Source organism: Gardnerella sp. DNF01151 (assembly GCF_049244235.1).
GTDB classification, from domain to species: Bacteria; Actinomycetota; Actinomycetes; order Actinomycetales; family Bifidobacteriaceae; genus Bifidobacterium; species Bifidobacterium swidsinskii.
Window position 1 is genome coordinate 315,567 of record NZ_CP058389.1, and the last position, 21,598, is coordinate 337,164.

16 protein-coding genes, 4 tRNA genes and 1 pseudogene are annotated in these 21,598 nt (G+C 42.0%); 20 read left to right on the top strand and 1 reads right to left on the bottom strand.

Annotated elements, in window-relative coordinates; genetic code table 11:
* Positions 1-84: 84 nt before the first annotated feature.
* The 10 genes from HXT37_RS01355 to fdxA all read left to right on the top strand — a co-directional run bounded on the left by HXT37_RS01355 (position 85) and on the right by fdxA (position 7,264).
* A complete protein-coding gene (locus HXT37_RS01355) occupies positions 85-1,167 on the top strand; it encodes a hypothetical protein (protein ID WP_415693372.1) in 1,083 nt (360 codons plus the stop codon).
* Positions 1,168-1,339: 172 nt separating this feature from the next.
* A complete protein-coding gene (groES, locus tag HXT37_RS01360) occupies positions 1,340-1,633 on the top strand; it encodes a co-chaperone GroES (RefSeq protein WP_004114319.1) in 294 nt (97 codons plus the stop codon).
* Positions 1,634-1,826: 193 nt separating this feature from the next.
* Positions 1,827-2,924: a histidinol-phosphate transaminase gene (hisC, locus tag HXT37_RS01365; protein WP_421779612.1), complete on the top strand. Its 1,098-nt coding sequence runs from the start codon at positions 1,827-1,829 to the stop codon at positions 2,922-2,924.
* Between the two features lie 110 nt (positions 2,925-3,034).
* A tRNA-Tyr gene (locus tag HXT37_RS01370) sits at positions 3,035-3,116 on the top strand.
* Between the two features lies 1 nt (position 3,117).
* Positions 3,118-3,189, top strand: a tRNA-Thr gene (locus HXT37_RS01375).
* 4 nt (positions 3,190-3,193) lie between these two features.
* A tRNA-Met gene (locus HXT37_RS01380) sits at positions 3,194-3,267 on the top strand.
* Positions 3,268-3,320: 53 nt separating this feature from the next.
* Complete coding sequence (rpmG, locus tag HXT37_RS01385; RefSeq protein WP_004105548.1) at positions 3,321-3,491, top strand: 50S ribosomal protein L33; 171 nt, start codon at positions 3,321-3,323, stop codon at positions 3,489-3,491.
* A 124-nt stretch (positions 3,492-3,615) separates the two neighbouring features.
* Positions 3,616-4,887, top strand: a complete 1,272-nt coding sequence (locus HXT37_RS01390; RefSeq protein WP_410310959.1) for an FAD-binding protein — start codon at positions 3,616-3,618, stop codon at positions 4,885-4,887.
* 290 nt (positions 4,888-5,177) lie between these two features.
* On the top strand, positions 5,178-6,809 hold the full coding sequence (locus tag HXT37_RS01395; RefSeq protein ID WP_064621619.1) for an APC family permease: 1,632 nt from the start codon (positions 5,178-5,180) through the stop codon (positions 6,807-6,809).
* A gap of 122 nt (positions 6,810-6,931) precedes the next feature.
* Positions 6,932-7,264: a ferredoxin gene (fdxA, locus tag HXT37_RS01400; RefSeq protein WP_004109733.1), complete on the top strand. Its 333-nt coding sequence runs from the start codon at positions 6,932-6,934 to the stop codon at positions 7,262-7,264.
* Between the two features lie 34 nt (positions 7,265-7,298).
* Here fdxA and dinB read toward each other — a convergent pair whose 3' ends face one another.
* Positions 7,299-8,609 (bottom strand): DNA polymerase IV, encoded by a 1,311-nt coding sequence (gene dinB / locus HXT37_RS01405; RefSeq protein ID WP_064621618.1) that lies wholly within the window; start codon positions 8,607-8,609, stop codon positions 7,299-7,301.
* Positions 8,610-8,718: 109 nt separating this feature from the next.
* Between dinB and HXT37_RS01410 the strand changes: the two genes are divergently transcribed.
* From HXT37_RS01410 to adhE, 10 genes and pseudogenes are all read left to right on the top strand, one after another.
* Positions 8,719-9,651: an EamA family transporter gene (locus HXT37_RS01410; RefSeq protein WP_421779615.1), complete on the top strand. Its 933-nt coding sequence runs from the start codon at positions 8,719-8,721 to the stop codon at positions 9,649-9,651.
* A gap of 112 nt (positions 9,652-9,763) precedes the next feature.
* Positions 9,764-9,850, top strand: a tRNA-Ser gene (locus HXT37_RS01415).
* Positions 9,851-10,167: 317 nt separating this feature from the next.
* A pseudogene (locus HXT37_RS01420) lies at positions 10,168-13,025 on the top strand (peptidase).
* Positions 13,026-13,208: 183 nt separating this feature from the next.
* The gene (locus HXT37_RS01425) at positions 13,209-13,502 is read left to right on the top strand and encodes a metal-sensitive transcriptional regulator (protein ID WP_004109707.1); all 294 of its coding nucleotides are present in this window, start codon (positions 13,209-13,211) and stop codon (positions 13,500-13,502) included.
* Between the two features lie 16 nt (positions 13,503-13,518).
* A complete protein-coding gene (locus tag HXT37_RS01430; RefSeq protein ID WP_116773824.1) occupies positions 13,519-14,187 on the top strand; it encodes a YigZ family protein in 669 nt (222 codons plus the stop codon).
* 10 nt (positions 14,188-14,197) lie between these two features.
* Positions 14,198-14,824 carry a hypothetical protein gene (locus HXT37_RS01435; protein WP_004109701.1) on the top strand — a complete coding sequence of 209 codons (627 nt, stop codon included), beginning with the start codon at positions 14,198-14,200 and terminating at the stop codon, positions 14,822-14,824.
* An 8-nt stretch (positions 14,825-14,832) separates the two neighbouring features.
* Entirely contained in the window at positions 14,833-17,007 is a 2,175-nt protein-coding gene (gene malQ, locus HXT37_RS01440; protein WP_116773823.1) for a 4-alpha-glucanotransferase, read from the top strand.
* A 260-nt stretch (positions 17,008-17,267) separates the two neighbouring features.
* Positions 17,268-17,717 carry a 50S ribosomal protein L13 gene (gene rplM / locus HXT37_RS01445; protein ID WP_012913824.1) on the top strand — a complete coding sequence of 150 codons (450 nt, stop codon included), beginning with the start codon at positions 17,268-17,270 and terminating at the stop codon, positions 17,715-17,717.
* A 17-nt stretch (positions 17,718-17,734) separates the two neighbouring features.
* Positions 17,735-18,223: a 30S ribosomal protein S9 gene (gene rpsI / locus HXT37_RS01450; RefSeq protein WP_116773822.1), complete on the top strand. Its 489-nt coding sequence runs from the start codon at positions 17,735-17,737 to the stop codon at positions 18,221-18,223.
* 356 nt (positions 18,224-18,579) lie between these two features.
* Positions 18,580-21,285 carry a bifunctional acetaldehyde-CoA/alcohol dehydrogenase gene (adhE, locus tag HXT37_RS01455; protein WP_116773821.1) on the top strand — a complete coding sequence of 902 codons (2,706 nt, stop codon included), beginning with the start codon at positions 18,580-18,582 and terminating at the stop codon, positions 21,283-21,285.
* Positions 21,286-21,598 lie beyond the last annotated feature (313 nt).

Sequence of the window (21,598 nt, forward strand, 5' to 3'; positions counted from 1 at the left end):
TATGAATCGGTGAGTGCGGTACTCGTATTAGTCATCCTCGTAGCCTTATGGTTCGGGTGGTTGCCTAAACGCACGGTTAACGGCATGAAGTCTATGCTTGAACATCGCGAGGATAGGTTTTCACCAACACTTCATCTTGTAGGTGAGTGGAGTACTGCGCGCATTTGCGACGGTACTAGTATGTTGGCAAAAGGGGCTTGTATGCAACCGACACAACAAAAACGAACATTAACTCCTGAATATATTGCGCGCATTCGCGCTGCTAGGCGTGCTGCAATACGCCGTCGTTGTGTGTTGGTAGTTGCGCTTGCTGCCTTGACTTTTGTCGTATTCTTAGCAGGATGCTCTGGTATATTTTCTCCAGTTTTTGCTCTTATTCCTGGAGCTATGTTGGCAGTAGTGCTTTATTTTGGAGCTCGTGCTTCTAAGCATGCTCGTGCTTGGGAGGCGCGTATTGCAACAATGCGCGCTGCTTCGAAATGCAAAGCTGAGGATGAGCTGTGCGAACGCCATAATAGTGCTGTTATACGCCAGTTGAAAGATTATTCTTCTGCATCTGATTCTGATTTTAATGGAGAAATCAACAGTAGTGATGCGATTTCTCAAAACGACAGTGCTGAATATTCTGTATCTCAGACTGTAGTGCCTGTTCGAAATGATGCGTCTCGTGACAATACTGAAACTTCGGTTATGGAGCAGAGCGAAATTCGTGTTGCGTTACATCGTGCGGAGCAAGAGCGCAATGCAGCGTTGCGTGAGCGTTTGTATAAAGAAGAATCTGAATCTAAAGAGTCTAATATCGTTGAGGCGGAAAATAAAGACGCATACGATTCTTCTAACGCTTTTGTGGCTTTGGAGCAAAACTATCAGTCTAATCAAGATTTAATTTCGTTCTCGCTTGATTCACAAACTAAGTCTGATTCAGGTAATGCTAATTTAGCATCTCGTACTCCAGAAAGTTTGGAAATTAAGTCAACTAAGCAAGTAGTTAAAGCTGTACCAGTTGCTAATGTTGATAATGCCGATGACGCTGCTAATTTTGCTGCTACAAACTCTTCTCAGTTCCACGAAAAAGAAAAAGTAAGCGAAGTGGATGCTCCAGAGAGTTCTGAAGACTCACTCGGCGTGGCAAATTTGCATGATGTTCTTGCTCGTCGAAATGCATGATTTAAGAGTTTTCTAAAAATTTTCTTAAAAGATTAGCACTCGAGTTGTTAGAGTGCTAAATTCGCGGTATTATGAGGCATAGAACGTAAGTGCGGTTGCGGACGTGATCGTCAGCCTCGTCGGATTGTTTCTTGCGTACGAAATAGTATCTCTTATGAAAGGGGTGGCAACAGTGTCGATTAAGCTCACACCGTTGGAGGATAAGATTATTGTTAAGCAAGCTCAAGCGGAAACTCAGACTGCTTCTGGCTTGTATATTCCAGATAATGCCAAGGAAAAGCCACAGCAGGGTGAAGTTCTTGCCGTAGGTCCTGGTCGTCGCGACGATAAGGGCGAGCGTATTCCTATGGATGTTAAGGTTGGAGACAAGGTTCTTTATTCCAAGTACGGCGGAACTGAAGTGCATTATGAAGGTGAGGACTACTTAATCGTGTCTTCTCGCGATGTGCTTGCAATTCTTGGCTAGTATTTAGCCGGTTGAAACAATAAAACTTACGCTGGAAATGACGGAAACGTTGTTCCCAGCGTTTTTTATTGCGGTACGTAAGAATGTCTGTGGAATATTTAGATAGGCGGCAGAAACTTTACGCGGTTGTAAGGTTTTGGTCGGATTTTTGCTATTACACAGTTAAGGCATGTGTGGAGTATGATGGAGAAGTATGACATACAAACACCGCAATATTGTAGATACAATTCCTAGCTACAAGCAGGGTAAGCCAGCTCCTAAATTAGACGGCATTCGTGCGTATAAGATTTCTAGTAACGAAAATCCTTATGAGCCTTTGCAAAGCGTAAAAGAAGCGATCTCAAATCGCGCTCTTAATGTAATAAACCGTTATCCTAATATGCGTGGCACAGAAGTTGTTGAAGAACTTGCTAAGCGTTTTGGTGTGACTGCAGACGAAGTCGTGCTTGGTTGCGGCTCTACTGAAGTTATTACGCAGCTTGTTGACTTGGTTGCAGGTTCGGGAGATGAGGTCATATACCCTTGGAGAAGCTTTGAAGCTTATCCGATTATTGTGACTGGAGCTGGTGCTACAAGCGTTCAGATTCCTAACCGTGCTGATGGTTCCCATGATGTTGACGCTATGATTGCAGCTATTAGCGATCGCACGCGTTTGGTTATTTTGAATAATCCTAATAATCCAACTTCTGCTTCACTTAGCGAGGAGGAAGCTCGCAAGGTATTAGATGCTGTGCCAAGCGACGTTCTTGTACTTATTGACGAAGCTTATGTGCAGTTTAACACAGCAAAAGGCACTGCAAATGGCATAAAACTGTACCATGAGTATCCAAATGTAGTTGTTGCTCAAACGTTCTCCAAGGCTTATGGATTGGCAGGTTTGCGCATTGGTTATGGTATTGCTCCGGCTGAAGTCGTAGACGGTATGCGTAAAGTTGCTGTGCCATTTGGAGTGTCTCAAATAGCGCAGGTCGCAGCTTTGGCTTCTCTGGAAGATGACGCAAGCAAGGAGATGAGTACTCGTGTTGCATCTCTTGTTGCTGAGCGTGAGCGCATTCTTGAAGCTTTGCGCGAGCAAGGTTGGAATATTGAAGATGCGTATGCAAACTTCTTCTGGATGCCATTTGGGGCAGATACCGAGCGTGCAACAGAACATTTTATTGCTGCAGGATTGTCTGTTCGCGCTTTTGCTGGTGAAGGTATTCGCATTAGTATCGGCGAGCGCGAGGCTAATGACAGGGTTTTGACAGTTTGCGAAAATTTAAAAAAAGAAGGTTTTTCGCTAAATAACTAGCTTTTTGCATAAAAGTTTTGCTTTCGGCGTGTCTTAATCTTGCATTAGTCGCGATTTCGTGGCAAAATAACAAAGTTGCCGTTTGAAGTTCACTTCTTACGGAGACTGCTGGCGGGTTTCCCAAGTGGTCAAAGGGAGCTGACTGTAAATCAGCCGCTTCGTGCTTCAGTGGTTCGAATCCACTACCCGCCACGCCTCGATAGCTCAGTGGTAGAGCACTTCCTTGGTAAGGAAGAGGTCGTGAGTCCGATTCTCACTCGAGGCTCTCTGGCGGGGTAGCTCAGCTGGCTAGAGCGTACGACTCATAATCGTAAGGTCAAGAGTTCGAGTCTCTTCCTCGCTACAACGACCAGTAGGAGACTGGCTGGCCAATAATGAATTGTAGAGGTGAACGAAATGGCAAGCAAGAGCGCCGACATCCGTCCGGGCATTACGATGGCATGCACGGAGTGCAAAGAGCGTAATTACATCACGACGAAGAATCGTCGCAATACGCCTGATCGTCTTGAGTTGAACAAGTTCTGCCCACGCTGCGGCAAGCATACGCTTCATCGCGAGACTCGCTGAATCTTCAGCTTACTGCGCTCACGATTTTGGCTTGTTTAAGCTTATTGCTAGTTGCGCAGATTTTATGCTTATTACCCCGCTTAATGCGGGGTTTTTGTTATTTATTGCTGTTAATATTTAAACCATGAGTATGCAAGCATCTTTAGTAAATAATCCATCCTTTGCAGATATAACAACTGTTGGCGTAGGTGGCAAAATTGCGCGTTTTATAGAGCCAAAAAGTCGCGTTGCTGTTATTGAAGCGGTAGAAGATGCTGATGAGCTTGGTCTGCCTTTATGCGTTATCGGTGGCGGCTCTAATATGCTTGTTAGCGATGAGGATTTCAACGGCGTTGTTGTGCGAGATGCTAGACGTGATATTCATGTGCTTGATGAAGCAGCACCTTCAGAAGATGGCATTGATTTGCAAAGTGGTGCTCATTTAGTGCATATCAATGCTGAAGCTGGTTGTAATTGGGATGATTTTGTTTCCCATACAATTTCTCTTGGCTTAGAGGGTGTGGAAGGTCTTTCTGGCATACCTGGCACTGTTGGGGCTTCTGTTGTGCAAAATATTGGCGCTTATGGTCAAGAAGTATCTCAAAGTGTTACTTCCGTAGAAGTCTGGGACCGCAAAACAAAATCAACTATGGAGTTGCAGAAGGATGCTTTAAATTTTGGGTATCGCACTTCATTGCTTAAAAAAAGCATGTACTCTTCAGTAGGAGTTCCTGCGGACTCGTATTTTCCTACTCCTCGTTACGTTGTGCTGTCTGTTACTTTTTGTTTGAAACATAATTCAACCGGCATTGTCTCTCATTCGCAATTAGCTAATGCTTTGCACGTAGAATTGGGTGAGCGCATGCAAACAGCAGCAATACGTCGTGAAGTTTTGCGCGTTCGTGCCTCTAAAGGCATGCTTGAGGATGCTTCTCGTTACGATAAGCTGTGGATGCGTGGTACAAAGTGTGCTGAAGGTGTTGAATTTGCTTTGCGATTGCAAAGTGAAGACTATGTTACTGGCGAATTTTTAGAGGGCGATAATATTTACAGTGATCGTCATAGTTGCGGTAGTTTCTTTATGAATCCAATACTTAGTACTAGTGAAGCCGATACTTTGCCAGAAGATGCTCCTAAATTTGATGCAATTATGCAAGATGGATCGCATGGTATAAAAACTTCTGCAGCTTGGCTTATTGACCATGCTGGATTCCATAAGGGTTTTAGGCTTATAGAAAATGGGAAACCTTCGCCTGCGGGGCTTTCTTCATTGCATACTTTGGCACTTACCAATCGTAATAATGCTTCTTGTGACGATATTGCAAATTTGGCAAAAACTATTATCCGTGGTGTGCAAAGTAAGTTTGGTGTAACGCTTATTCCTGAACCTGTTGTAATAAATATTTCTATAAACTGAAAATTTTACGAATATGATGCGTTTTATGCAGTAATATATAAGTTTATTATTTAAATTTTCACAAATAATAAAGGAACACACGGTAAAACTACCGTGTAAGCAATGTTTTGTGTAATATTTACCTACATTATCTATATAAATTTTTTATTTAATTACATTTACAGGAATAAATAAAGAAAATTAAGTAGAAATTTTATATAGGTGAAGTCGCAACTGTTTCGCAAATTTGTCGATGCGCTTCTGATTGCGGCATACCTTTATACCTATACCTCAACGAAAGTGCGTTTATTATGCAAATATGGAGAAAAAAGTCTGTTGAACAGACTATCGCTGAGACTATGGATGGTGAACGCCATCTTAAACGTACATTAAATGCTTGGGATTTGGCAGTTATGGGTGTTGCTGTCGCTGTTGGTGCCGGTATTTTCTCTGTTGGCGCTCAGGCTGCAGCATTTCATGCTGGTCCTGCTGTAATTATTAGCTTTATTATTGCAGGCATTGTATGCGGTTCTGCTGCAATGTGTTACGCAGAATTTGCTTCTATGATTCCAGTTGCTGGATCTGCTTATACGTTTACATATACTACAGTTGGTGAGCTTATTGCTTGGATTATTGGCTGGGATATGATCCTAGAAATGCTGATGGCTGGCTCAGTAATTTCAAAGTATTGGGGCGTTTATCTTAACGATTTAATGAAGCTTTTCGGTTTGAATATGACCACAAGTTTTAACTTAGGTGGTTTCACTATTGATGTTGCTCCGATTATAATCGTTGCATTCTTTACAACTATGCTTGTCCTTGGAACTAAGCTTTCTGCACGCTTCGACGGCGCTTTAACAATCTTGAAGATTGGTATCGTTCTATTCGTGGTTGTTGTGGGCTTCTTCTACATTAAAGCTTCCAACTTTACGCCATTTGTGCCACCTGCAACCGACGCTGCAAGTGTAAAGGGAATAGAAGTCTCTGGGGTTATGGCACAGCCTTTGTGGCAGTGGGTAACAGGCATGCAGCCAGCTGTTTATGGCGTTCCAGGTATTCTTTCCGGCGCGGCTCTCGTGTTCTTCGCATTCATCGGTTTTGATGTTGTTGCAACAACAGCAGAAGAAACTAAGGATCCGCACAAGAACATTCCACGAGGTATTGGTCTTGGATTGTTTATTGTTACTGTTCTTTACATCCTCGTCGCAGTTGTAACAACTGGTATGGTTTCCTACAAGGATTTGGCAAAGCAAGCCGCTCCTTCGCTTTCTACAAGTTTCGAACTTGTGGGTGCTACTTGGGCTGCAAAGATTATTTCCCTCGGTATTGTTATTGGTTTAACAACCGTTGTGATGGTGCTTTTGCTCGGTCTTACGCGCATTATCTTCGCTGTGAGCCGCGATGGCTTGCTTCCACGTAGCTTCTCTAAGGTAAGCAAGCGTGGTATTCCTGCAAGACTTCAGATTGTTGCTGGTATTGTTGTGGCAGTCGTTGCTTCCACTCTCGATATTGGCATTCTTTCCGACATGGTGAACATTGGTACGCTTTCTGCATTCCTGCTTGTTTCTGCTGGTGTGCCGATTATGCGTATGCGCAGACCAGATTTGCACCGTTCATTTAGCGTTCCTGGCAATCCATGGCTTCCGCTGTTTGCAGCGCTTTCTACATTCTGGCTCATGCTTAACTTGTCTGTATTGACTTGGATTCGTTTTGCAGTGTGGCTGGCAATAGGCTTTGCGGTATACTTCGGCTACTCTTACCGCAATTCTTTGCTTGGCAGGCAGTTGCGTAAAGCTAAGCAGCTCGGTGTTCCGGTTGAAACTTTGTTTGCTCAAGATGCTGCTGCTGCAGAGAAGGTAGCTGAAGGAGAAACAGAGGAGCAGGCTCGTGCAGAAGCTCAAGCTGAGGCGACTGCTGCGGCCTCGCAAGATAGTCAAAATTAATAAATTATTTATTTAGCAAGAAGTCGGCATACGGTTATATCGCATGCCGACTTTTTGTGTCATAGACTTTTCAAAAATGTTCTATAATAGAAAAGTTGCATAAAAGCAGAAAGGAGGGCGTTATGCCATATGTAATCGCAGAGCCTTGCGTTGATGTAAAAGATAAAGCGTGTGTAGATGAATGCCCTGTAGACTGCATTTATGAAGGCGATCGAACGCTTTATATTAACCCAAACGAGTGTGTGGATTGTGGAGCTTGTGAACCGGCTTGCCCAGTAGAAGCTATTTTTTATGAAGATGATTTGCCAGAAGACTGGGAGTGGTATCGCGATGCTGCGGTTGATTATTTCGACAAGCTCGGAGATTTGGGAGGAGCTACAGATGCTGGAGCTTCCGGATGGGATGAAGCTCGCGTTGCAGCCTTGCCTCCGCGTTCAGATAAAGCAAGTAATTAATTATTTGCAAAGTATTATTTAATGTGGCGCGAGTTTACAATCCAATGTGGGCAGCGTTGTTGCCGTATTTTTTGCGAACGGCATCTAAAGCGTGTTCTGCGTGACGCAATCTAGTATTTTTATTCATTGTGGACATGATGTTTTGTGTAGGATTTTTAGATTCGCGAGTATTTTCCTCCAGAATATCGTTTAGAGAAGGCTGAAGTGAAACTTTGTTTGCTGGCACAAGATTATTCGCTGTAACACCAGCTAAACGAACTGGGCTTAAAAGCTTTGTGTTATTGCCTCCAAGAATGTAATTATGCACAGTTGGATTAGCTTTAGAAAGCAAAACAACGACATGCTCGTAAAACTCGTGTGTTGAATCAGTTGCGTTTTGCAAAGTAGAAGATCTAGTAACATAATGCAAGTCGCCAAAGCGTAGTTTTAACGTTATAGTGCGTGCCATAAGTTTTCTGTTTCGCAACTGTTGAGTTACTTCGCTGCAGCATTGCTGTAGTAATTGTTTAACAGCATTCTCGTTCGTGGTATCTGTATCAAGAGTTCGCTCAGTTCCAATGGATTTTTCAGGGGCATGTGCAGTCACAGTGCGCTCGTCTATGCCCCTAACTGATTGATATATCATTCTTGCTAAGATTTGCGAACCCGTTATGCGAGTAAGCGTTGCTTCGTCAACATTTTTAAGCGACGCAACAGTAGATAAGCCCCAATCCTCAAGCTTATGTATTAAAGATGAGCCAATTCCTGGTATTGCGCGCAATGGCATTATTGACACAAAATCTTCATTACATTTTTGCGGAATAAGAAGCATTCCGTTAGGTTTTGCGTTAGTTGAAGCCATCTTTGCAATAAGTTTATTGCTGGCAATGCCAACCGAGCATGTAATATGATACTTTTCAAATACTTCTTTTCGTACCCAAGTTCCAATATTTACAGGCGATTTCCACTGTAATAAAGCCGATTTAACATTCATATAGCATTCGTCAACAGAAACTTTTTCAACTTGATTAGTAATATGCAAAAAAATATTTTCAAAAATACTTTTGGAAACGCTTGAATAGTAAGGAATGTCAACTGGCAAGAAAACTCCTTGTGGACAAAGATTTCTAGCTTTAACAACGGGCATAGCGGAATTAACGCCGTAAGCGCGCGCTTCGTAGCTTGCTGCAGAAACAACAGCGCGATTGCCTGTGCCGATAATAAGCGGCTTTCCTTTAAGCTCCGGGTGTCTTGCAACTTCTAAAGAAGCATAAAATGCATCCATGTCGACATGAAGTATGTTACAACCTGAGGTGTCGTGCCCCCAATCACGTTTCGCTGCTTGTACTCTCGGTGCTGTACTCATAAGTTTATAATAGAACAAACGTTCGATTTTATGGAAAAAATTTGTGGATTAAACTAATGTTTTTGTAAAAAAGCGTATGTCGGATCAATATTCATGTAGGGTTGTTGCTATGAAGCAATTTGTCGTCAATCTTTTACATCGCATGCCTGTGCTGCTTATTATCGTCATTGAGGCTTCAATGGTGTATACAGCAACTTCTGTTGCAAAAGTAGCTTTTAGCCAATTGGATCCTCTGTATGCAGTGTGGTATCGCGTAGGATTTATGACATTGTTGCTTTTGGCTTGGAGAAGACCATTTTCTCGCAGCAAACGTAGTTTTTTGCCAAAAACGCTACGAGAATGGGGAATTGTTGCAGCCGTTGGCGTGTCGTTAGTTGCTATGAACACTATGTTCTATGTTGCTATTAGTTGCATGGCTGTTGGTGTTGCAGTGACTATAGAATTCATAGGTCCTTTGCTTGTGGCTGTTATTGCAGGTCATGAATGGCGAGAGCGTGTGGGAATTGTGATTGCTGTTTGTGGCATTATGCTGTTGGCTAGCGCTTCTATACATAGTTCAGTAAGCCCGCATTTTCTAATTGGGTTATTCGCCATTCTTGTTGGCGGTTCAATGTGGGGCCTATATATTGTTTCAGGTCGCATGTTGGCAAAAAGTTCACACGCTATTGATCGTGTAAGTGTTGCAGCTCTTATTGGTTGGCTGCTGCAGTCTGTTGTTCTTGCTGTTCCTGCAGTGCAGCATGTTATTTCGCCTAAACCAGAAGCTACTTGGGCTGCTCGCCCTGGTGGTTCTTTTGCTTTACTTGCGTTAATGTTGGTTATTGCAATATGTGCTTCTTTCTTCCCAACTTTGCTTGATCAGGTTTTATTGAAACGTGTTACTTCTGCAAAATACTCTGTTATACAAGCGTTGTATCCTGCAATCGCAGTTATTATTGGAATGGGATTTGGTGAAATTCCAACATTGACTGATATTGCAGGAATAATTCTTGTTATGTTTGCTGTAGTTGTAACGTTTTCTGGAGATTACAATCCTGTGTAGCACTGGATATTGTTATATTAAATGTTATCTTAAAGTGTGTCGTCAAGCTTGTTTACAGTCCTTAAGAGGTGCTATAGTGTCAATCTGTTGCTGTTATGTACAGTAAACAAGTGGAGTCATGCCTGAGTGGCCGATAGGGGCACCCTGCTAAGGTGTTAGTCGCGTAAGCGGCTCGAGAGTTCGAATCTCTCTGACTCCGCGAATCACTCCGGATTGCTTTTTGCAGTCCGGAGTTTTTGTTTTTTAAAAATCTCCACATGAAAAAATTGGGTAAGCGGCGGGTAAGCGGCGGGTAAACGACAAAAATTTAGGCAAGAGATTTAAGCAAAATTGTGGATTTGTGCATAACTTTTATCCAAATACTACCTTTTAACCACAATACTAAAAAAATATTTACGCAAATCTTTTCTAAAGTCATAGTTGATGCCATGAGCGCTTACTCTAGTGCTCAATGCAAATAGAAAATTATTCTCATAATTCGCTATTGCATTAAGGGTTGGGTTAAAGGAGATTTTTATGGAAACATATTTTGGGAAGCATACTAGTTTTAGTTGTGCGAATAAATTGCGAAACCTCATGAAACAAAAAAATATTCGCAAAATGTTGGCATTGTTTACTTCCGCAGTACTAGTTCCTTCGGTGCTTTGTTCGCAAATTGCTATGGGATCTGTCGATAAATTAACGGGTTATTATTACAAAAAGTCGAATACTGTTGAATGGCTAAGCGAAAAGATTGCAAGGCTAAGGCTCGGTCCTGTTACGGATAAGTGGGAAGGTAGAAAGAATTCTATTTTTTGCATGGAATCTTCCGTGTTTATAGATTACAAAGGCAATATTAAGCAGATGAATGGTGAAGATTATCGTATTGCTGCAAATATTATTAAAACGCACAACAACAATGACGATGATTTAACTCAGGCTGCTTTGGCGTTTATGATTCATAATCATTTTGATATTAATCAAGATAGATGGAAGGAGGCTGTTGAAAACGGATTTGTAGACGTTGAAACAGAAACTTTAAGGAATAAGGCAGATAAGTTGTGGCAGCAGGGTGTTAAAGAAACTCCGGTTAAGACTGTGCTAAAAAATGATTACACTAAGGGCAAGCGCGTTGGCGTAATGCATATTAGTCTGCAAAATTCTAATGGAGATTCTTTAGGAGGAGTACCTATTAAAGTAAAATCCTCAAATAATCTTATTAAATTTGCTAACGGATCTGCATCTTTTGAAGGAAAATCTAAAAAGAAGGTTTAGATATTACTTGGAACGCACTTGATGCTGGAAACGCTCGAATTGAAGTTTCTTTTAACGCTCCAAAAGCTGAACGTTTATTCTCTCCAAATGGTCAAGATGTGATTAGATCTTTTGAAAATACATGGTATTCACAAGAGTTTCCGTTTAGTGTAGAAAAAACTTTCCAGCCGTTACTTAAGTCGAAAATATCAAAGCATGAGCTGCGTGCAGGAGAGCAGGTAGATAGTACTGTAACTAGCAGTGTTGCAGGAAATGATTCTTGGCCAGAAAATGTTCGTCTTCGCGCGCAAGGCTACTATTTTGTAGGTTCAGCTGAAGATATTTTGCATATTCAACAGCGAAATAGTGGTGAATCTGCTGAAGAGTATTTGAATCGCATGCGTTCTATGCCTAATTTGCGCCAAGTTGCTGCGGCTAAAGCTAATTTCTCTAATTCTGGCGAAACTATAACTGCAGTAGCAAAACGCGCTAATGGCGATATTACAGCATCTGATCTTGATAAAGCAGAAGCTTATAAAGTAAATGATTTAGAAGCAGGATCGTTTGGCACATGGGTTTGGATTATTTCTCGCGATTCTCAGAATAAATCTGACCGAGAGTTTCTGAAAGATGATGTTGTGCAGCTATTTGGTTCTACAGACACTACGGCTGTTCATCAAGCAACTGTGAGCTCAGATATTGTTGCTAAGCAGCAAACTGTTGGGCTTAATACGGAAATTGTTAATGAGATTACTGTAAGAGGTCTTCCTGAAACTTACGGATCTTTTAAGGGAAATAACAGTTACGGCTTTAATGAAGATAAAAAAGCGCATATTCGCGTTTGGTGGGCTGGTGCAGGTAGCGAAAATCCTACTAAAAAAGACAACGAAAATTATATGCCGGGATCTAAAGGCGAGCCGTCTTATCAAGAGCCAAAAGAAGATAGTCATCATCGTTTGATTGCTAAGTGGGATGTTCCTGCAGTTAATGGCGTGTACAAGATTGGCAACGGAAATATTACGCTTAGACCTATTGCTGGAACTGATAGGTCTACTACTGAGCCGAAAGTTTTGGAAAATAACGTGCATATTCGCGCTAATAAAAATAGTGAGTCAGGATGGTATGTGTTTGTTTATGATTTTCCTGGTTCTTCACGCGCTTTAGCTCATAAATCCGCGTATGACGGATTGTGGAGTCGTGCCTTAGTTGAACCGGATGTTTTAACTACCCCTGTATCTGTTACAACTAGAGTAAGCGATGAAAAAGTTAAGGCTGGTGAAAAGTTTCACGATAATGCTCGTATTACTGGCACGTTGCCAAAAGGAAGTTACGTAGTGTTTAGTGCATACGAGTATGAAGATGGTAAGGGGAATAAGAGTGATTCTAGTGGAGCTAAATGTAGCGATGCTAAGAATGGTGATGCTAAGAATGGCGACGTTAAGAAGGGCAGTGATTCTGAAGCTAAGGAGATTAAGGAAGCTAAGGAAACTAAAGAGACTAAGGAAACTGTAATATCTGCTGAAATTGAGAAAAAAATGCCTCAATCTCGCGTAAATATTACAAATAAACAAGCTGAAGAAAGTAAAAAGTCTTCTATTTCTGTAAGTTCTGCAGATATTACATTAGATCATGAAGGAACTGTTTATTGGAAAGCTGAAGTTTACGATGCTCAGGGTAATCCTTTAGCAACTCACGCATTGGGTGTAGAAGGAGAGACTGTGCAAGTTTCCGGCGGCGAGGATCGTTCTAAGAATGATGAAAATGAGGAGAATAATAAAGAAAACAAAGAAAATGTAGAAGAAAATCATAGTAAAACTGGCAGTGATGAAACGGCTAGCAGTGATGATTCAACTGATTCGAAAAATGATGTGAATGATAATGCTTCCAATCAACACGACAGCACAAATAGCAACGAAAATGCTAATAAGAATTATGTTAATCGAAGTAATACAATTCCAACATCGCTTGCTGTTACTGGTGCTTCTTCAGTAACTGTGATACTTCTGGCTGTTATTACGTTAACCTTTGCTTCAGGTTTATCGTTAGGTCGTTTTTCATCTATAGTTCCTAAGCATGGGAGAATGTCTGGTGGAGCGCGACATGGCGGGATTCCTCCAATGAGGCGTCGGTTAGTGAAATAGCGCATTTTTAATGTAGAATATTTGGCGCGTTAGTCTATTGAGATTTTTTTGAAGTAGATTAACGCGTCATTTTGCAATAAATAATACGATGATGCATAATATAGATACAACGATTTATTGTATTAATTTATATATGATGTTATAACCTTTATGTGGTTGTGTAATTGATAAATCGGAGTAACGATGAAAAATTATGATATTGATAAAGAAAAACTGATAGTACGCATGCATCGAGTACAAGGTCAGCTTGCAGCAGTCAATACTATGATTGAAAACGATGCGAAGTGTCAAGATGTTCTTATGCAGCTTTCCGCTGCAACTGCTGCTTTACATTCTTTAGCAGTGATAGTGGCAAGGGAACATGTCAATAAAGAAATACATGAATCTGTAAAAATTGGTACCGAAGAAGGTGCCGATGCAGCAATGGAAGATATTTCTGGTATCATTGACAGGTTATTGCGTTACGAAAAAGCGTAGTATTGGGTAGTATCTAGTGACTAATTCGCATAATATTCTGCACACTGTTCGTCAATTGCAATCGCAGCCTTTCGAGGCTTCTTTCGTAGAGAAAAAATCAGAGTTTATTGGATGTATTTGTCATATTGATAATCTTGACGATGCTGTGGAATTTATGCAATCAGTGCGTTTTAAGAATCCTAAAGCTCGTCATGTTGCTTATGCTGCAATTTGTGGCTCGTCGAAAGCTCAATTGCATGAGCGCATGAGTGACGATGGTGAGCCAACTGGAACAGCAGGAAAACCAATATTAGATGTACTCAGATCGTCAAATTTAACAGATTGTGTAGTAACAGTAACGCGATATTTTGGTGGTATTTTGCTTGGAGCTGGTGGTCTAACCAGAGCTTATGCGCGTGCAGCAAGTATGGCAGTAGAATCTGCGCAAATAGTTGATATTATTACGTGCACTCGTTTTACTTGCAAGTTGCAATATCAACAATTGCGAATGTTGCAGCATATTGTAAGCCAAATGGAAGGCATAATTGACAACGAAATTTATGGTGCTGAAATTTCTCTTAATATTGCTATTCCAACTTTAAAATCACAAGAATTTCTTGATATGGTTCAGAATACTTTTTCTGGAAGCGTTGTGCCGAAAGCAGATGGTACTCTAAGTAATAAGCTGATAGATACTAAGCGTTAAAGGTGATTTCATGGAAAAGACTAATGAAAAAACAAACACTATTGATGATTCATCTTATGAACCTTTAACTGCTGTATATGAGCATTTACGACATAGCGAAGATTCAGCTGAGCTTCATGAATTTGCTAGGAGAGAATTACCGGATCGATCAGACCAAGCGGCATTTTCTAGAGCCACCTCCTTGCTTGAAGCAGTTGCAGGTAATATCAATACTCCAGAAGAAGACCGTATTTATTTAGCTACAGAAATGCCTTTCCCAAACATATTAGTGAAACTTTCTGAAGATTCTGCTGATAAAGTACGTTTGGCTGTTGCTGAAAATAAAAATGCTAAAAATTGGTTAGTTGGAAGACTTACTAAAGATTCATGTAACGCAGTTCGAAATGCTGCATTATGCAATCCAAAAGCTTCTTGGAAAATGCGTTTAGAGGGTGCGCAATCGGATGGCATAAGTGCTGAAACATTGAAATATCTCGCCTCTCTTGGTGTTAGTGCAGAAGAAAACGCTCCAATTGTATTAGCTTCCATGGTACGAAGAGCTGTTGCGCTAAATCCTGGTGTTCCACAAAATGTGCTGCAAGAACTATGCAACGATAAATCTGAAGATGTATCATCAGCGGCGCGCAGTCGTTGCTAACGCGAATAATGGAGCGTATGGATAATACAACAGATGAAGAAGTAGCAATGAAGCCATTACACCGTCTTGCTGAATTAATGGGCGTTGGCGTGAGTTTTATTGGTTCGGATAATCAAAAACACGAGATTCAAGATAACGTATTAGTTTCTGTCTTAAGCGCATTAGGCGTAGACGCTTCCACAAATGAGACAATAGAAAGATCTACAAACGACGTTTTAGCGTATCGACACGGTCGTATTGTTGCTCCAACAGTTTTGCACACTGTTGGCAAATGTGATGAAGTTACAGTTAATACGGGAATATTAGAATACCCAGTTGCAACATTGACATTGGAAAATGGTGAACAATATAAAGGCGATTTAACTATTGTTCCTAACGAAAATGATGTTGCATACCCTGTAAATGGAAAATTTGTTGCAACATCTCTTATAAAAATTCCTGAAGATGTGCCAATGGGTTATCACACATTGCGTGTGACAGTTGGTGAGAGACAAGAAGAAGCAACACTTATTAGTGCTCCAGAAAGCATTGATACGCTGAATTCCTTAGAGCCCAATGGAGAACAGCTTTGGGGATGGATGGCACAACTTTACTCAATCCGTTCTTCAAAGTCTTGGGGTGTTGGTGATTTTGCTGATTTGGCGACTCTTCTTACTGAAGCTAAGCAAAAAACTGGCGCTGACTTTGTGTTAATAAACCCAATGCATGCAGGTGAGCCTATAACTCCGCTTACTCCATCCCCATACCTGCCGGTTGCTCGAGGAATGGTAAACGTAACGTATATTCGCCCAGAAAGTATTCCTGAGTACGAAACGTTAAACGATAAAACTCGCAAAGAAATTGAAAAGCTTCATGGACAGGTTGAGCCGCTTAACAATGACGCGCAAATAATAGACCGTGATTCCATGTGGCGTGTAAAAATGCGTGCATTGTGGCTGATTTTCAAGGCTGGTATGTCTGAAGATCGCGCTCGCATTTTTAATGAGTTTAAGCATGAGATGGGTGACAGGCTTGAATCTTATGCCACTTGGTGCTTGTGCTACGACAAGTGGGGTGCTCCAAAGGGTGACGATTGCTGGGAGAAAACTCTTACTAAGGATTCTGATCAAGTTCGCGAATTAGCTAATCGTTTCCCAGATACTCTTGAGTTTTATCGTTGGCTTGAGTGGGTTGCTTTTACGCAATTGCATGATGCTCAAGTTGCTGCACGTAAAGCTGGTATGAAAATCGGCATCATGTCTGATATGGCTGTTGGCGTGCATCCTGCAGGATCTGAAGTTTGGTGGAATCCGGAGAGATTTGCCAACGGAGCTACTGTTGGCGCTCCACCTGATTACTTCAATCAGCAAGGTCAAGATTGGTCTCAGCCACCTTTGCACCCATTTGAGCTTGAGCGGACTGGTTTTAAAACATACCGAGATATGGTTCATGGAATGTTTGCTTCAGCAGGTGCTGTTCGCATTGACCATATTCTTGGACTTTTCCGCTTATGGTGGATTCCAGAAGGTTCAGCTCCAAGTGGCGGTGCTTATGTTTACTACGATGCTGATATTATGCTTGGCATTTTGGCAATTGAAGCCGCTCGTGCTCACGGTGTAGTTGTTGGCGAAGATTTGGGTGTTTTGCCCGCAAATGCTTTGGAAGTGTTGCGCAAGAAGGCTGTGCTTGGTTGCACGGTTGAATGGTTCGAAGAGCGTGACGGCGAATTCCGTACTCCAGACAAGTGGCGCGAAATGACGCTTGCATCTGTAAATACGCATGATTTGCCTCCTGCTGCCGGCTATTTGCGCTATGAGCAAGTTAATATTCGTGAGCGCTTGCACTTGCTTACTGGTTCTGTTGAAGAATTCCGCGCTGGAGCTGAGGCAGAGCATCACGCTATGATGCGAATGTTGGTCAAAGGTGGTTATTTGGATGCTCAGTTGCTTGAGGATGAGGATGCTCATACTCAGGAGATTGTTGAAGCATTGTACCGCGCTTTGAAGGCTGCTCCTTCCAAATTGTTGGCTGCTTCTTTGGTCGATGCAGTTGGAGAGTGTCGTGTGCAAAATCAGCCTGGAACGAATGACGAGTATCCGAATTGGCGTATTCCATTAGCTGATGGTGAAGGCAATCCTGTGTCCTTGGATAATATGTTTGATTTGCCTCGAGTGCAGTCGCTTTCTGCGATTATGAATGCATAACATTTTGTGATTTATTTTGTTTGACAATTTGTTTAGCAATTTGTTTTGTATTCGTCTCAGCCTTATATAAAATATACATTTGCAAGTAGTCGCCACTTGGCGATATACTTGCAGATTGTTGTGTTTCCCTAAGGGGTCCTTCAAAGCGCTTTTCCCACTCGCCATCGAGGACTTTCAGGGAGCCCACGGATTATGAGTAAAATATTTTCTATAAACCAAGAAGATATACGCTCGAAACACAATAGAGAAAAGGTACGATTGTGAAGACTTTCACACCGAAACCAGCAGATTTAACTCATGACTGGTACATCATCGATGCCACTGACGTGGTACTTGGTCGTTTGGCCTCTCAGGTAGCAATCTTGCTGCGTGGTAAGAATAAGCCAACGTTTGCTCCTCATGCTGATTCTGGCAATCACGTTATTATTATTAACGCTGAAAAGATTGCTTTGACTGGCAACAAGTTGAGCAAGGAACTGTATTCCCACTCTGGTCGTCCGGGCGGCCTTCGTCGTGATAGCTATGCAGAGCTTTTGGAAAGGAATCCAAAGCGTATTATCATGGCTGCCGTTAAGGGTATGCTTCCAAAGAATCGTCTTGCTAAGGTGCAGCTTGACCGTCTTCGTGTGTTCACCGGAGCTGAGCATCCGCACACTTCGCAGAAGCCACAGGTCTTCGAGATCGCTCAGGTCTCTCAGCAGGCTAAGTGAGATCAAGGAGAATAGATATGGCAGAAAATAACAACTCCGCGGTTCTTGAGAACGAAGAAGAACTGACTAGCTACACCACTGAAACCAATGCTGGTGCAGGTACTGGTACTTCCACCATCGAGCCAGGCTACGGCACTGGTCGTCGTAAGGAAGCTGTTGCCCGCGTGCGCTTGGTTCCTGGCTCCGGCAAGTGGACTATCAATGGTCGCACTTTGGAGGAGTACTTCCCATCTCGTTTGTTGCAGCGCGAAGTGAATTCACCAATCGTGTTGCTCAAGCTTGAAGGCAAGTTTGATGTTGTAGTCCTCGTTGACGGTGGTGGTACCACTGGTCAAGCTGGTGCTATTCGTTTGGGTGTTGCTCGTGCATTGAATGCTATCGATCGCGATGCAAACCGTGTTGCTTTGAAGAAGGCTGGCTTCTTGACTCGTGACGCTCGCGTTGTGGAACGCAAGAAGGCTGGTTTGCACAAGGCACGTCGTGCACCTCAGTTCTCGAAGCGTTAAGTTTCGCGAATTTATATTTACAAATGGCTCCTGGTTTTGCTGGGAGCCATTTTTGTATTTTTTATTATTTATTAAATTTGTTGAGTAAATGTTATAAATAGTGTGTAATTATCTGTCAAAATTGACATTCTAGAAAAATTTATCTATTAATCGAACATAAATCATTACAAAAAAGAACAAATAACGAACAATAGAGGATAAAGCTCGCTCATAAATAGCGCAACTCGCTTCAAAGATGCGAAAGTACAGCAAAGAGACTAAATTGTGACTTGTATCACATATTTAGCGGTGAATACTAAATTAGTTTGTTCATAAGTCTATTGATACCGCTGGTGGAACTATCGAGGAGGATACTCATGGTTGAGGCACAACACCAAGCCGAAACTGGCAAAACTGCTAGTGCTGATGACATTGCGTTAGCTGCTCAAAATGAAGTTGATAAACTTGTTGAAAAAGCAACTGTCGCTTTGAATGAGTTTGAGAAGCTTAATCAGCAGCAAATTGATCATATTGTTGCTAAAGCTTCAGTGGCAGCGTTGAATAAACATTTGGTTCTTGCAAAGATGGCTGTTGATGAAACAGGTCGTGGTTTAGTAGAAGATAAAGCTACAAAAAATATCTTTGCATGCGAACATATTACGCATTATCTAGCAGGTCAAAAAACAGTTGGTATTATTCGCGAGGACGATGTTCTCGGAATTGACGAAATAGCTGAACCGGTTGGTATTGTTGCAGGCGTCACTCCAGTTACAAACCCAACTTCTACAGCTATTTTTAAGTCGCTTATTGCACTTAAGACTCGTTGCCCAATTATTTTTGGATTCCATCCTTTCGCGCAAAAGTGCTCTTCTGAAGCAGCTCGAATTGTTCGCGATGCTGCTGTGGCTGCAGGCGCGCCAAAAGATTGCATTCAGTGGATTGAGCATCCTTCAATTGAAGCTACTGGTGCATTGATGAAACATCCAAAGATCGCAACTATTCTTGCAACAGGCGGTCCTGGAATGGTTAAGGCGGCGTATTCTTCAGGAAAACCTGCTCTTGGTGTTGGTGCTGGAAATGCTCCTGCATATGTCGATAGTGATGTTGATATTGTGCGTGCTGCAAACGATTTGATTCTTTCAAAGCATTTTGATTACGGAATGATTTGTGCAACAGAGCAAGCAATTATTGCGCATAAGGATGTATATGAGCCATTGCTTCGCGAATTGAAGCGCAGGAAAGCATATTTTGTTAACGCTGACGAAAAAGCTAAACTTGAACAATATATGTTTGGATGCACTGCATATTCTGGAAATACGCCAAAACTTAATTCTGTTGTTCCTGGTAAGTCTCCGCAATATATTGCGCACGAAGCTGGATTTGAAATTCCAGAAGATGCTGTGATTTTGGTTGCAGAGTGCAAAGAAGTTGGCGAAATGGAGCCGCTTACTATGGAAAAGCTCGCTCCTGTACACGCAATGCTTCGCGCAGAAAATAAGGAACAAGGCTTCAAGATGTGTGAACAGATGCTTGTGCATGGAGCTGGTCACACTGCTGTAATTCACACAAATAATCAAGATCTTGTGCGCGAATATGGTGTTCGTATGCATGCTTGCAGAATTGTTTGGAATTCTCCTGGATCTCTTGGTGGCGTTGGAGACATTTACAACGCGATTGCTCCTTCGCTTACTCTTGGATGCGGATCTTATGGTGGAAATTCCGTTTCTGGCAACGTACAAGCTATAAATCTTCTTAATATTAAGCGTATTGCACGAAGGAATAATAATATGCAATGGTTCAAGATTCCGGCTAAAACTTATTTTGAGCCGAATGCTATTCGTTATTTGAGGGATATGTATGGCGTTGAGCGCGCAGTTATTGTGTGCGATAAAGTTATGGAGCAGCTTGGCGTAGTCGATAAGATTGTTGATCAGCTTCGTGCTCGAGATAATCGCGTTAGCTTCCGTATTATTGATTATGTTGAGCCTGAGCCAAGCGTTGAAACAGTTGAGCGTGGCGCAGCAATGATGCGTGACGAATTCCAGCCAGACACAATTATTGCTGTTGGTGGCGGTTCTCCAATGGATGCTTCTAAGATTATGTGGCTTATGTACGAGCATCCGGAGATTTCTTTCGCTGATTTGCGAGAAAAGTTCTTCGATATTCGTAAGCGCGCATTTAAGATTCCGCCTCTTGGTAGCAAAGCTAAGCTTATTTGCATACCAACTTCTTCCGGAACTGGTTCTGAAGTTACGCCTTACGCTGTTATTACAGATCACAAGACTGGATACAAGTATCCTATTACGGATTACGCTTTGACTCCAACGGTCGCAATAGTCGATCCTGTTTTGGCTCGTACTCAGCCGCGTCGATTGGCGTGCGATTCTGGTTTTGATGCTTTAACTCATGCTATGGAAGCTTATGTTTCTGTTTACGCAAATGATTTTACGGATGCTATGGCTTTGCACGCTTCGAAACTTATTTGGGAAAATCTCAACGATTCTGTGAATTGTGAAGATTCTCAGCGCAAGATTGAAGCAAAAGAAAAAATGCATAATGCAGCTACTATGGCTGGAATGGCGTTTGGTTCTGCATTCTTAGGAATGTGCCACGCTATGGCTCATACTATTGGTGCTTTGTGCCACGTTGTACACGGTCATACGAACGCAATTTTGCTGCCTTACGTTATTCGCTATAACGGTCAAATTCCGCAAGAGCCAACTAGCTGGCCAAAGTACAACCGCTATATTGCTCTTGAGAGGTATCAGGAGATCGCTAAGAATCTTGGTGTAGATCCTGGTAAAACTCCTGAAGAAGGCGTTGAAAATCTTGCTCGTGCTGTTGAAGAGTATCGAAATGAAAAGCTTGGCATGGACGCTTCGTTCAAGGCTTGTGGCGTAGACGAAGAGTACTACTGGTCGATACTTGACAATATTGGCATGCGTGCTTATGAAGATCAGTGTGCGCCTGCAAATCCTCGCATTCCGCAAATTGAAGATATGAAGGATATTGCTATTGCTGCATATTATGGTGTTTCTCAAGAAGAAGGCCATCGCATGCGCTTGGAGCGTGAAGCGGCGTAATTATTTGCATATCTAGTTAAATAATGGCAGAAGCTCAACTAATTGTAGTTTCTGCCATTTTTTGTTGGAAAATAGCCGACACGCCCGGTTTTTAATAATCGAAGGTTGATGGTTTAATTACTTAGTTGCCTGTTTTAAGGCTCGCATATTGTAATTAAAAAAAGCGAGCGCGGAAGCAAAAACTTTGAATCGAAATCTTTTTGTATGAATAGGTTTTTGATGCCGCGCACTGATGTGGAATTACCCTAGGGGTTTATTCTCGCCGGTGCCCTTGAATTCAGGTTGGTAAACAGTAAACGAATCGCTAGAAAGG